The sequence below is a fragment of the Enterobacter cloacae complex sp. 370H10 genome, from assembly GCF_050031535.1.
In the GTDB taxonomy this organism is placed as follows: domain Bacteria; phylum Pseudomonadota; class Gammaproteobacteria; order Enterobacterales; family Enterobacteriaceae; genus Enterobacter; species Enterobacter intestinihominis.
In genome coordinates, this window is record NZ_JBLGWG010000001.1 from 4,414,457 (window position 1) to 4,427,495 (window position 13,039).

At 58.4% G+C, this 13,039-nt stretch carries 10 protein-coding genes; 2 read left to right on the top strand and 8 right to left on the bottom strand.

Features of this window, described 5'->3' with window-relative positions; genetic code table 11:
- Window positions 1–10: 10 nt before the first annotated feature.
- Genes ACQG2Q_RS21825 through ACQG2Q_RS21835 form a run of 3 tightly spaced genes read right to left on the bottom strand, consistent with a single transcriptional unit; the run spans window position 11 to window position 4,338 of the window.
- The gene (locus ACQG2Q_RS21825) at window positions 11–1,198 is read right to left on the bottom strand and encodes a glycoside hydrolase family 88 protein (protein WP_045622724.1); all 1,188 of its coding nucleotides are present in this window, start codon (window positions 1,196–1,198) and stop codon (window positions 11–13) included.
- Between the two features lie 28 nt (window positions 1,199–1,226).
- Window positions 1,227–2,492, bottom strand: coding sequence for an oligosaccharide MFS transporter (locus ACQG2Q_RS21830; RefSeq protein WP_096217015.1), 1,266 nt, complete (start codon window positions 2,490–2,492; stop codon window positions 1,227–1,229).
- Window positions 2,493–2,523: 31 nt separating this feature from the next.
- Window positions 2,524–4,338 carry a DUF2264 domain-containing protein gene (locus ACQG2Q_RS21835; RefSeq protein WP_058646091.1) on the bottom strand — a complete coding sequence of 605 codons (1,815 nt, stop codon included), beginning with the start codon at window positions 4,336–4,338 and terminating at the stop codon, window positions 2,524–2,526.
- Window positions 4,339–4,504: 166 nt separating this feature from the next.
- Here ACQG2Q_RS21835 and ACQG2Q_RS21840 point away from each other — a divergent pair, with 166 nt between their 5' ends.
- Window positions 4,505–5,344, top strand: coding sequence for an AraC family transcriptional regulator (locus ACQG2Q_RS21840; RefSeq protein ID WP_022649417.1), 840 nt, complete (start codon window positions 4,505–4,507; stop codon window positions 5,342–5,344).
- A 466-nt stretch (window positions 5,345–5,810) separates the two neighbouring features.
- Here ACQG2Q_RS21840 and ACQG2Q_RS21845 read toward each other — a convergent pair whose 3' ends face one another.
- Genes ACQG2Q_RS21845 through ACQG2Q_RS21865 form a run of 5 tightly spaced genes read right to left on the bottom strand, consistent with a single transcriptional unit; the run spans window position 5,811 to window position 10,472 of the window.
- Window positions 5,811–6,686 carry a MurR/RpiR family transcriptional regulator gene (locus tag ACQG2Q_RS21845; RefSeq protein ID WP_015571883.1) on the bottom strand — a complete coding sequence of 292 codons (876 nt, stop codon included), beginning with the start codon at window positions 6,684–6,686 and terminating at the stop codon, window positions 5,811–5,813.
- Complete coding sequence (locus tag ACQG2Q_RS21850; RefSeq protein ID WP_023306962.1) at window positions 6,683–7,633, bottom strand: iron-siderophore ABC transporter substrate-binding protein; 951 nt, start codon at window positions 7,631–7,633, stop codon at window positions 6,683–6,685. Before ACQG2Q_RS21850 ends, ACQG2Q_RS21845 begins: the two co-directional genes overlap by 4 nt.
- A 9-nt stretch (window positions 7,634–7,642) precedes the next feature.
- Window positions 7,643–8,683, bottom strand: coding sequence for a FecCD family ABC transporter permease (locus ACQG2Q_RS21855; RefSeq protein WP_038416737.1), 1,041 nt, complete (start codon window positions 8,681–8,683; stop codon window positions 7,643–7,645).
- Window positions 8,680–9,663: a FecCD family ABC transporter permease gene (locus ACQG2Q_RS21860; RefSeq protein ID WP_022649420.1), complete on the bottom strand. Its 984-nt coding sequence runs from the start codon at window positions 9,661–9,663 to the stop codon at window positions 8,680–8,682. The genes ACQG2Q_RS21855 and ACQG2Q_RS21860 overlap by 4 nt, the downstream gene beginning before the upstream one ends.
- A complete protein-coding gene (locus ACQG2Q_RS21865; protein WP_023306964.1) occupies window positions 9,660–10,472 on the bottom strand; it encodes an ABC transporter ATP-binding protein in 813 nt (270 codons plus the stop codon). Before ACQG2Q_RS21865 ends, ACQG2Q_RS21860 begins: the two co-directional genes overlap by 4 nt.
- 384 nt (window positions 10,473–10,856) lie before the next feature.
- Here ACQG2Q_RS21865 and ACQG2Q_RS21870 point away from each other — a divergent pair, with 384 nt between their 5' ends.
- Window positions 10,857–12,986 carry a TonB-dependent siderophore receptor gene (locus ACQG2Q_RS21870; RefSeq protein ID WP_063849813.1) on the top strand — a complete coding sequence of 710 codons (2,130 nt, stop codon included), beginning with the start codon at window positions 10,857–10,859 and terminating at the stop codon, window positions 12,984–12,986.
- Window positions 12,987–13,039: the final 53 nt, after the last annotated feature.

Here is a 13,039-nt window from a genome sequence, read left to right on the forward strand (position 1 = left end):
CCCCGGCCAGTTACCAGTACAGTTTCCAGCTCCGGGTGAAACGCACCAGCGCCTCAACGTAGAAGTAATCTCCCCAGCTTGCGCACTCATCCACGCCTTTGTTGCTCCCGAGGTGGTAAACCGAGTGTTTAAGCAGCCCGTTGCCCTTTTCTTCTCTCCCCATCAGATAGTGTTTCGTCAGTGACGACATAATGCCTTTAGCCCATTCCATATAGCGCTCGCGATCCGGATCCGTGACCGGCAGGTGTTTCACCAGCTCCAGCAGCCCACATACCGCAATCGCCGCCGAGGAAGAATCACGCAGCGCGTCGGTGCCCACCAGCGCCAGATCCCAGTGGCAGACGTAGTCGTCGGGCAGGCGATTGAGGAAGTAGTTCGCCAGCCGTTTTGACAGGGCGATCATCGTCTCGTCGCCGGTATAGATATAGCTCAGCAGGAAGCCGTAAATTCCCCACGCCTGCCCGCGTGACCAGCAGGAGTCGTCGGCGTAGCCCTGCTGGGTGTTGCCGTAGCGCGGTGCGCCGGTTGTCACATCCATATAGTAGGTGTGGAAGGTGGAGGCATCGTCACGAATGAGGTACGTCGCCGCCTGCATGACGTGCGCTTTTGCGGCGTCGGCAAAACGCGGATCGCCCGTCTGCTCCGTTGCCCAGTAGAGCAGCGGCAGGTTCATGTTGCAGTCGATGATCATCCGCCCGGCCTGGTCCGGATCGGAGAGATCGCCCCACGCCTGGATGATCTTCGCCTTCTCGTGGAAGCGTTCCAGCAGAGCTTCCGCCGCCAGCAGCGAGAAGCCGCGCGCCTCGCGGTTTCCGGTCAGTCGCCACGCGGCTACGCAGGAGAGCGTGTAAAGGAAGCCTAAATCGTGGGTGTTGGTGTCGTTGCGCCCGGCGATGCGCAGGCCAAACGAGCGCACGTGTTTTTCCGCCATCGCGCGGAATTTTTCCTCGCCGCTCATCTCCCATGCCAGCCATAGCTGCCCGGTCCAGAAGCTGGTGGTCCACTCCACGTTGTCAGTCAGCGGATAAAAACCGTTCTGGCAGGTTTCCGCCGGGAATTTGTCGCCGAACTCCGTTAAATGACGGCTAATCAGGTCCAGAACGTGGCTGCGCGCCGAATTCAGTTCATCGCTGAATGCGCGGGAGTCAACGGGCGCAGCGATAACAGGCAGACGTTCTTCTTTGATACGACTTAACATATTTCGGTTCCTTCTTTGACGGCGTAATTTATCGTGTTGACGTTTCTGCTACGTTCAGCGCACGAGCCCCGCGCCATTTGCTCTGACAGGCAGATAACGTAAAAGCAGAAATAAGGGTAAAGGTCAGCGCCGTTGCGCCCATGATGATATAGGTGTGCTCAAAGCCAATACGGTCATACATATAGCCGGCAGGGGAAGAGACCACCACGTTGCCAACGTAGAGCATTGCCTGATAGCCGAGTAAATACATGGTGGCATTGACGCGCTTGTCGAAATGCTCGGCGATATATTTAAATACCGACACCAGCAGGAGACAAATTTCCAGACCGTACAGCGGCTTAAGCACTGAAATTAACAGGTGAGAATCACACATGCCGGAAATAATCAGACGCGCCCCGACCACCAGCCCGACAATTAATAGCCCGCGTTTGGCGCCAATAAAGTTCACAAACAGCGGGACCACCATATACATGACAAATTCCATGCCCGACTGCACGGTCCCGAGATAACCGAATACCGCGTTGCCCTCATGAATATCATCGAAGAAGGTGACGAAATAGCGCGAGAACTGCTGCTCGGCGATAAACATCATCCACGCCACGCCCGCCACGTACAGGCAGAAGGCCCAGAATTTGCGGTTTCGCAGCAGGGCGTAAACGTCTGACGGGGCGATTTTCTCTTTCGTCAGCACCTCGCCCGCGTGAATGGAGTTAGTGTTCACTTTCAGGCTCAGCAGGACGATCAGCATCACCACCGACGCCACGCTGCCGAGGATAAAGTTATACGCCGGTGAGAGGTTAAACAGCAGGCCGGAGAAGGACGATGCCACCGCCCAGCCGAGCGAACCCCACATGCGAATTTGCCCGAACTCCATGCCGTTTAAGCGGCTAAAGCGGTCGGAATACGATTCGCACGCCGCCACACCCGCGTACCAGGCAAAGCTTAAATAGAGCGCGCCGATAATAATCCCCAGCAGGGTATTAGACATTAACAGCGGCTGGTATACGTAAATAAAGAACGGCGCCATCAGGGCCGACATGATCACCACAAAATAGAGCAGGTATTTGCTCATGCCGATCTTATCGAGAATATAGCCGTAGATCGGTTTAAGAATAACGGAGAATATCCCGTTCACCGCAAAAACGGTTCCAATCACCGAGCCGCTGAGATTGGCTTTCTGGCCAAGCCAGATCGCCAGCAGTCCAATACTGGCAGACCAGGTAAAGAAATAGAGAAAGATAAAGCTACTGATTTTGTAATATTCAGTTCTGTTAGTTATCGATGTGCTTTTCATATCATCCTCGCCGACGTGTAGGGCCAGATTTTTATAATGTGAACGACAGCTTACGTTCGCTTCCGGGTTCGCTAATGACGACCCGGCTATGGGTTATATTCAGCTGCGGCGTCGCCGCAACGGGCTGTTTTCCGCCAGCCAGAACGGCGCAACAGAGCCAGCTTTCCCCTTGCGGGAGGTCGGCCTTTAACAACGGAATGGAAGCGCACTCCGCAAACATAATGCTGCTGTTCGGCGGCGTGACGATGCTGTCTGGCTGGCGGTGAATGACCGGCGAAAGATCGACAATGACGCTGCTGCCGTTTTCAGCCATCAGATAACAACCGCGATCGCGCACCTGGTGGGCGGTTTTCATCACCGCAAAGCCGCCCTCGACGGTTTGCAGAGTGCGCGCGCTGTTGATACGGTGCAGGCGCAGGTGCCACTCCCCGAACGGGATCTGCCAGGTCGCAATCTGCACGTCGCGCCACGGCGACCAGCGCGAGAAAATGTTATGTTCATCTACCCGAACCTCTTCGCACTCGCGACGACCACGGAAATAGTCATCTCCATCCGTCAGCAGCAGCATCGAATCGCAGGCGGCATGCTTCAGGCCAAAACGCCCGCGCTCAATGGTGAATCCGAAGCGGCTGGAGTAGGCAAATTTGGTGTATTTCGCTTCGGTGTTGACGTAGTTATTCAGCTCCAGCTGACCAGCGGTGAGCATGACGACGTGCTGCGAATCTTTCGAATGCATCAGGATCTGCTGCGCATGCGGGATCACATGTTTTTCAACAAGCGCGGGCAGCGGCTGCTCGTCGGCCTGCCAGAACGGATGCGCCTCCGGCAGCGCCAGGATCAGGTAGGTTTTCAGCGCCCAGTACGGTGAACCGGGGGAGTTGTAATCCTCGCACATCGCCAGGTTCGGATACGCAAACCCCAGGGTAAGAATACCGTCGCGATCGACAATCGACTGCTGCTGCCACCAGCGCAGATGCCGCAGCACAATGCCCTTCACGATACCCGGGGTGAAGACGTCCAGCTGAGAAAAAGCCACCGCGCTCCAGAAGGCAACCATGGCAAAGCGGTAGGTCAGGCTGCGGCCAAACGGCACCGAGGCACCATCGGCGGCGGACCAGTAGATAAAGTCTTCCGCGAACAGATGCGAGCGCTCGCGCAGCACCTTCGCCCTCGCCTCGTCGTCACTCAGGGTGGCGTAAATCAGGCCGTAAAAATGGAAAGCCATGGAGATGTAATAGTCTTTCGGGCGGCCGGGACCATCGGAGTACCAGCCGTCGCCGAGATAGTAGGCGTCCATCAGCGCAAAGCGGTGGTCAATGGCGGCTTGATCGTACGGCAGGCCGGCGCGCTTAAAGCCGAGCTGGACCATAATGGCAAAATAGTTCCAGTTGCTGTCCGGCATCTGCGCGTCGGTGATTTGGTTGAGCCACGCGTGCAGGTTCATCACCTCGCGCCCGGTAAAGTGCGCGGTGAGTTTATCTCCCAGCAGAGCGAGCCCCAGACCGTAGGCCGCCATCTCCACCAGACGCTGATCGTACGGGCCGGTTTCACCCCAGTAGCCGGTGCTTTGCGGGTCGGTACCAAGCTTAATGGCAGTAAGGTACTTCTCGCTGAACGGCGTGCTTTCGCCGGATGCCATCAGCGGAAACAGCCCCCACAGCGCGCGGGAAAGTCCCTCCATCTGCGCAATATCCGCTGTGTAATGGGCGCAGGTATCACCCAGCGAGAATCGTGAACGGTTCGCCGGAAATTGCGTGTCCAGCGCCTGTAAAAGTGCATTCAACGACGCCACTACATCCTGGCGTGAAGACAACGGATTTGATTTTTCTTTGTTTGCCGCCCACATCGGTTCGCCCTCGTAATCAACTGCGGCAAAGCATAGTGAATCCGCAAGGGGCAGAAATGTTAGCCGTGTCACAGGCATGAACGATGAATAAACCTCCAGTTGAGAAAATTTAAAAAGGTGGTTTATAAAGACGGTCAGACGGGAAAAAGTTGAGTTTTATTGCACTATGCGCGACACGCCGACATCCGATCTTCTGGAACTGATCGCCCTGAACGATACCGTGGCCTCGTTCAGCCGCCTGTTTGCCAATACCGTGCGCTACCATCACTGGCACCAGTGTCTGGAGATCCTCTATGTGGAAGAGGGCTTTGGCGTGGCGATTGTCGATAATCGTCACTACACCATGCGCCCCGGACGGCTGTTTTTCTTCCCGCCTTTTACGCTGCACAAGGTCATGGTGGACGAACAGGCGGAGGCAATTTACCGCCGCACCATTATTCATCTCGACCAGCACGCGGTGCTGAAGATCCTGCGGGATTTTCCCCAGACCCGGCAGCGTCTGGAGCGGCTGTCACGCCGTGGCGGCGAAGCGTGGGTCGCCGATTTAGCCCACTTCCATCATCATATCGACCATCTGTTTAGCTGCTATAAACCGCCGATGAACGGCGAGAGCATCGCCAGCCTGCTGATCGGCCTGTTCGCGATGCTGCCCGACGATCGCGACGGCGAGCCGGGAAACAGCCAGGGGATCGCCAGCCAGGTGATGTTTTGGCTCGACGAGCATTATCAGGAGAAATTTCGTCTGGATGCGCTGGCCAATGAGCTGGGAAAATCCCGCAGCTACGTATCGCGAAAATTCCATGCGGAAACGGGCGAAAAAATTCACGACTACCTGAATACGCTAAGGTTGCGTAAGGCGTGTGAGTGTTTACTCCACACTGATTCGAGCGTGCGTGACATTGCCGCACAGACGGGTTTTTCCGACGTGACGTGGTTTATCAGCGCGTTTAAAAAAGGGATTGGCGAGACGCCGCTGCAGTACAGGAAGAACCATCGTGCGGTTTGACGCCCTCACCCACGGGGCTGAGGGTTCCCCACAAATTAATGCGAGCACTGAGCAATCCCCTCGCCCCTCCGGGGAGAGGGTTAGGGTGAGGGGAACATACGGCGGTGGTGGTCATTCCGTTCACTTTATGTTCCTTGCTACTCTGTAACGACATGACCGGTGAACGTGCCAGGGTGGCTCAGTCGCCACCACCCTGGCGACCCGGGCTCCCGGCGGTAAATCGCCGCTTCGCGGTGCCCTCGGCTTATTCCTTCCGGCTTATCGGGTACGGGCGGAGGCAACGTCCCTGTAAAGCCGCCCTCTCGGCGCATCCCTGCGCCTCGCCCCGGCCTGCAGGAAACGCCTCAGCGATTTACAGCCGGACCAGGGCATCGCTGACAGCCCTCAGTCATTTAGAAAGCAACTTTATTGCTTCTGCATAAAAAAATTACTGGGGATCCCTCAGCCCACGGGGAGAGGGGGAAAATCAACCGCTCTTCTTGCCCGGCTTTAATCCGCGGTGTAACTCGTTGATGCGCTTCATCGACTTGATGGTGCGCTGCGGCTCGGTGGAGGCGACGGACAGAATAATCATCTCCAGGCACAGCAGCACCGTGCCGTGCAGCGGGATTTTGCCCTTCTCGCCGCCGCGCGGGACGTGGATCACTACGCTTGCCTCTTTGCTAAAGCGCGAGTCAGTGGCGTTGGTCAGCAAAATGGTGGGAATACCCAGGCGCTTCGCTTCGCGCAGCGTGGTCTGTCCCTCCCGGTGCGCGGATTTTTGCGCCATCATTACCAGCACGTCACCGCGCTGTAGGGCAATCAGCTGTTCGGCGAGGCCAATACCGGTGCGGTTGAGCGGGATCGCAGGCAGGCCTATACGGCTAAATAGTCGCGAGGTGTACTCAGCCAGAATGCCGGATGCGCCAATGCCAAAAATAGCGACCTGTCTCGCCTGCGCCAGCAGCGACACCGCCTGCGCCATCGCGTAGCGGTTGCCCGGTTCGGACAACACCGCGCAGGTGTGTTGATGGCCTTCCAGCACAAAATCGATGCTCGCGTCGACGTCGCTGGTAAGCGTGTTTACCGTCGTGGACATCTTCTCGCTGGAGGTGACCACCGGGCCAAACCACTGCTCCAGGGTCTGCTTGAGATCCCGCAGCCCGCCAAACCCAAGCGCCTGAATGGCACGCACCACGGTGGCGTCCGAGGTGTGTAGCACAGCGGCAATCTCCATTGCCGTCTGCTCCATAACCGCTTCACGATTTTCATTGATATAGCTCGCCACCTGCAGCAGGCGCGGCGTCAGCTGGTGCGCCCGCGAGCGGAGGCGGTCGCCGTAGACATCAATTTTTCGGATCATCGAGCGGCCTCCGGCAGCGGACGGCCCGCTATCTGCGACTGCACCTGCGCGGCCATCAGCCCCAGCGAGGCAAATGAATTTGAGATCGCTTCCTCGCGGGAGATGAGCACGTAATGCCCGGTTCGGCAGGCGTTGAGAAACTGACACCAGCCCGGCATCACCGCATCCATCGCCGCCAGCTCGTCCTGCGGTTTTCCGCCGGTGTCCCCGCGCCAGGTTGCAAAGACAAAATCAGCATCCAGCTCCGGCAGACGCTCGGCGCTGACGTCGATGCGCCCGCCCTCCGGGATGCTCTCAATCAGCGGCGGGAACCTGAACCCTGCGTCGCGCAGCACGCGCCCAAGCGAGTGGTAGCTGTGCATGGCGTTGATTTTGCCCTGATTGGCCTGAATCACCGAGACGGTCAGTTTGCTCGTATCGATGGTCGCCTTTAGCGCCTCGATCTGCTCCTGATAGCGACGCTCCAGAATTTTCAGCCGCGCCTCTGTCCCGGTAAGCTGCGCCAGCTTGCGGTAGATCTCCGGCGCGCCGCCGTCGAGGTGATCGATACTCACCGTCGGGGCAATTTTTTCCAGCTGTTCGACCGGCGTGTTGCGGGTCGGCTCGGTGATGATAAGATCCGGCTTCGCCGCGGCGATGGCTTCAATATCGATATCGGCGGTGCCGATGAATGTGATGTCGGAATTATCAAAGTCGATGCCCGTCAGCATGCCGCTGGAGCGCAGAAAATGGCTGCCGTCCGGTCGGGTGCGGCCATGGCTGGCAACCGGCGGTACGCCAAGCTCGATCAGCGGAATGGTGATATCCAGGTCGTGCAGGGACACAATCCGCTTCGGGTTAACCGGCACCACCACTTTGCGGTTCAGGTCGTCAGTAAACGTCTGCGTTGGCTCTGCGGCTCCTGCAGCAAAACCCACCAGCACCAGCATTGCAAAAAATACGCGCATTTCTATCCCCTAAAATCGATCCCGACGCTGCCAGAGCAGCAGCAGGAAAAACGGTCCGCCAATCAGTGAAATGACAATTCCCGCCGGCAGCTGCAACGGGAGAAATGCCAGCCGCCCGACGTTATCCGCCAGCAGCACCAGCAGCGCGCCCAGTACGGCACTTCCCGTCAGCAGTGCCGTTTGCCCTCCGCGCAGCAGCAGGCGCGCCATGTGCGGGGCAATCAGCCCGACAAAGCCGATACTCCCCACGCAGGAGACGCAGGCCGCGGTGAGCACCACGGGGGCAAACACGCGCAGCAGCGCGAGGCGTGAAGTCCGCACGCCCAGCCCCGTCGCAGTGTGGTTGCCGAGCAAGGCTACGTCTGCGGCGCGCGCGGTAAAGAGCAGCAGCGCAAACGCCGGCACTGTCCAGGCAGCAGCGATGCTGACCAGCGTCCAGCTTGCCGCATGCAGACTCCCCGCCAGCCACAGCATCGCCGTCTGGACGTCGCGCACGTCGGCGGTCGTCATAAAGACCCCCATCGCGGCGGCAAACGCCCATGACACGCCGATGCCGATCAGGATGAATCGCGGGCGCGAGATATCACGCGCCAGCGCCACTACCAGCAGCGCGGTCAGCAGCCCACCGGCCATGCCGATAAGTGGACGCCAGTACGGCCCCAATCCCGGAAACTGAAAAATCAGCAGCAGCACCGCCGCGCTACAGCCCTCTTTCACGCCGATAAGTCCGGGGTCAGCAAGGCCGTTGCGGGTAATGGACTGCATGGCCGCCCCCGCCATGCCGAGCATCGCGCCGCACAGCACCGCCATCAGCAGGCGCGGCAGGCGGATATCCATCACAATGTAATGCGCATCCGCCGTCAGACGTTCAGGATAAAACAGCGCACGTCCGATGGCGGAAGCAGGAATGGGCAGCGAGCCGTGCGTCAGGCCAAAACTTAGCAGCAGTAAAACGGCAAGGGTTAAAACGGTCAGATACAGCAGCGCCCTCGGGCGAACCAGCGCCGAGAAGGAGGAAAATCGTACTGCCCTCAATCCAGCCCGGTTCATTTGAACATCCTTGACGCCATAAGGATAAAGACCGGCGCGCCGACCAGCGCAGTCATCACGCCGGTTGCCAGCTCATACGGCGTAAACAGCGTGCGGGCGGCGATATCCGCCATCAGCAGAACCAGCGCCCCGCAGAGGGCTGAGAGCGGCACCATCACGCGCAGGTCCACCGATACCAGACGGCGAATCAGCTGCGGCACAACGAGTCCGATAAACCCGATCGGTCCGGCAACTGAAACCGCCGCGCCGCACAGCAGGGCGATGGCCAGCAGCGCGAGCAGGCGCGTTTTCAGCAGCGACACGCCAAGCCCCTGCGCCATTCTGTCCCCCAGCGCCAGCATGTTCAGCGACGGCGACAGCCAGAGCGCCAGCGCAAAACCCACGGCAGCGGCTCCCGCGGCGCTAGCGGTCGTCTCGCCGATGACTCCCGCCACATCCCCCGCAAGCCAGGTCCGCATGGCCAGCAGCGTCTGTTCATCCAGAATCAACACCGTGGCGGTTATCGATGAGGCAAATGCCGACATCGCCACGCCGCACAGCGTGACCTTCATCGGCGTGAGACCGGTACGCCCGGATGAGGAGAACGTTAGCACCAGCAAAAAGAGCGCGGCGGCGCCAGCTGCGGCTATCAGAGGGCGGCCAAACGGCAGCGACAGCCCGAGAGCACTCGTCAGCACCACCGCCAGCGCCGCCCCTGCATTAAGCCCCAGGATATGCGGCTCGCCGAGCGGGTTGCGGATCACTGACTGCAGCAGCACGCCCGCGACGCCGAGCGCCGCGCCCGTCACCAGGGCGGCGCACAGTCGCATCAAGCGCAGCCTGACGATCACGCTATGCTCAAAATTGCGCGGGTCGAAGTGGAAAAATGCGTCTACTACCGTCCGGGGGGCGATAACGCGCGCCCCGATGCTCAGGTGCGCAATCGCGCCTGCCAGAAGCAGCAGCGTAAAGAGAATAAAGGCCACAGACGTGCGCATCATGGTTTGTCGACAGCCTGACGGAACGGCATAAAGAACGGCTTGCCGGTCAGCGGGTTAACCGACATATGCACGTCGACATCAAACACCGCTTTGATCAGCTCCGGCGTGCAGGCATCGCCCTCATGCAGTACCCCCTCAACCTTTCCCTGACGTAAAAAGACCAGCGAATCACCGTAGTTCACGGCGAAGTTGAGATCGTGCAGAACCACCACCACGGTGCGCCCGTGCCGGCGCGTCAGCGTGTGCAGCAGTTCGAGGATCTCCACCTGGTAGCGAAGATCGAGGTACGTCGTGGGTTCATCCAGCAGGATGTAGGGCGTTTGCTGCGCCAGCACCATGGCGATCCAGCAGCGCTGGCGCTGGCCGCCGGACAGGCTTTCAACCAGATGATGGGCAAACTCTGCCGTTCCGGTCAGGCGTAACGCCTCCTCCACGGCCCGCTCGTCTTCTTCGCTCCACTGGCGCATCACGTTCTGCCAGGGGAAACGTCCGCGCGAGACCAGCTCAAATACGGTTAACCCTTCTGGAAGCAGCGGAGACTGCGGCAGGATCCCGAGCTGGCGGGCGACCGCTTTGGTTGGCTGCGAGTGGATGGCTTTGCCGTCCAGCACCGCGCTGCCGCCGAGCGGCTGAAGCAGTCGCGCGAGGGTACTTAACAGCGTCGATTTTCCACAGCCGTTTGCGCCCACCAGAACAGTCATTTTCTGCTGGGGGATCGCAAGGGAGATATCATCAACGATGATTTTTTTCTGGTAACCCGCGGAGAGGTTCTCAAGAACCAGTCCCGGCTTTTTGATGTAGTGAGCCACGTGAACGCCAACGTAAGAAAAAAAACCAACAAATAAAAATAAAACTCATTCTCTTTTGTGAGTTTGCCGCCGCGCCATGTAGTAGTCAAGCGAAGATATACCCTGTAAACCCCAGGGATAACTGAGCATCGCTTCACAAATCAAAATTCCTTTTTATCAATTATTTTCAATGCCTTAAACAGGAAATCAACGCGTATTAGCCAGAGAGAAACCTCTGTAGCGAAATTTTTATTTATTCCATTTACTACTACATTCCCTCATGCTTGAATGATTCTCAATTACAAGTCCGATGCCGTAGAGGCTAACGGACAGACCGTAAGGGCAATGACTCACACATTCTTCCGCGAGCATTTCATCGCAGGATATTTTGGGAAAACAGATGTAATGGCTAAGTTCACACCTTCATTCGCCGGGGTAAAAGGGCGCGCGCTCTTTTCACTCCTGTTCATGGCACCTCTGGTGCACGCAGCAGCAAAAGACGGTGAGACGCTTACCGTCACTGCCGACCCTTACGCTTCCACCGACGCCACCAGCGGCTATCAGCCCCTGAACACCTCCACCGCCACGCTGACCAACATGCCGATGCTGGACATCCCGCAGGTGGTCAATACCGTCAGCGATAAAGTGCTGGAAGACCAAAACGCGACCACGCTCGACGAGGCGCTGTATAACGTCAGCAACGTGGTGCAGACCAACACCCTGGGCGGCACGCAGGATGCCTTCGTGCGCCGTGGCTTCGGCGCAAACCGCGATGGCTCGATCATGACCAACGGCCTGCGCACCGTGCTGCCGCGCAGCTTCAATGCCGCAACCGAGCGCGTGGAGGTGCTAAAAGGCCCGGCCTCGACCCTTTACGGTATTCTCGACCCCGGCGGCCTGATTAACGTGGTGACCAAACGCCCGGAGAAAACCTTCGGCGGCTCGATTTCTGCCACATCAACCAGCTTTGGCGGCGGTACCGGACAGTTTGACGTCACCGGTCCGATTGAAGGTACGCGTCTGGCCTATCGCCTGACGGGGGAGTATCAGGACGAGGATTACTGGCGTAATTTCGGCACCGAACGCAGCACCTTTATCGCCCCGTCTTTGACCTGGTTCGGCGATGATGCCACCGTGACCGTGCTCTATTCGCATCGCGACTATAAAACGCCGTTCGATCGCGGAACGATCTTCGATCTCAACACCAAAAAGGCCGTCGACGTCGATCGCAAAACCCGCTTTGATGAGCCATTTAACGTGACCGACGGTCAGTCCGACCTCGCTCAGCTTAATGCGGAGTATCGCCTTAACAGCCAGTGGACCGCGAAGTTCGACTACAGCTACAGCCAGGATAAGTACAGCGATAACCAGGCTCGCGTGATGGCCTACGATTCAAAAACCGGCAACCTGACCCGCCGCGTGGATGCGACCCAGGGTTCGACCCAGCGTATGCACACAACGCGGGCAGATTTGCAGGGGAACGTGGACATCGCGGGCTTTTACAATGAGATCCTGACCGGCGTGTCGTATGAGAATTACGATCTGCTGCGTACGGACATGATCCGTTGTAAGAACGTTAAGGGTTTCAATATTTACAACCCGAGCTACGGCAGCCTCGGCAAGTGCACCACTGTCTCGGCATCCGACAGCGATCAAACCATCAAGCAGGAGAGCTACTCCGCTTACGCGCAGGACGCGCTGTACCTGACCGATAAATGGATCGCCGTTGCCGGACTGCGCTACCAGTATTACACCCAGTACGCGGGCAAAGGCCGTCCGTTTAACGTCAACACCGACAGCCGCGACGACCAGTGGACGCCGAAGCTGGGCCTGGTATACAAGCTCACGCCGGCAGTCTCCCTGTTTGCTAACTATTCCCAGACGTTTATGCCGCAGTCGTCCATTGCGAGCTACATCGGCGACCTGCCGCCGGAAACGTCGAACGCGTATGAAATAGGCGCTAAATTCGACCTGTTCGACGGCATTACTGCCAACATCGCGCTGTTTGATATCCACAAGCGCAACGTGCTGTACACCGAGAGCATCGGTGATGAAACCGTCGCCAAAACCGCGGGCCGCGTGCGCTCGCAGGGTGTCGAAGTGGATCTCGCCGGATCGCTGACCGAGAACACCAACATTATCGCCAGTTACGGCTATACCGATGCGAAGGTGCTGGAAGACCCGGACTACGCGGGCAAACCGCTGCCGAACGTGCCGCGCCATACCGGCTCCCTGTTCCTGACGTACGATATTCACAATGCGTTTGCCGGGAATACGCTGACAATTGGCGGCGGCGGGCACGGCGTGAGCCGTCGTTCAGCGACTAACGGTGCGGATTATTATCTGCCGGGCTATTTCGTAGCGGATGCATTTGCGGCGTACAAAATGAAGCTGCAATATCCGGTGACGCTACAGGTGAACGTGAAAAACCTGTTTGATAAGACCTACTACACGTCGTCGATTGCGACCAATAACCTGGGCAACCAGATTGGCGACCCGCGTGAAGTGCAGTTTACGGTGAAGATGGAGTTTTGACGTCAGTGCTAACCCTCTCCCCAGAGGGGCGAGGGGATCGATCGTAGGCCCGG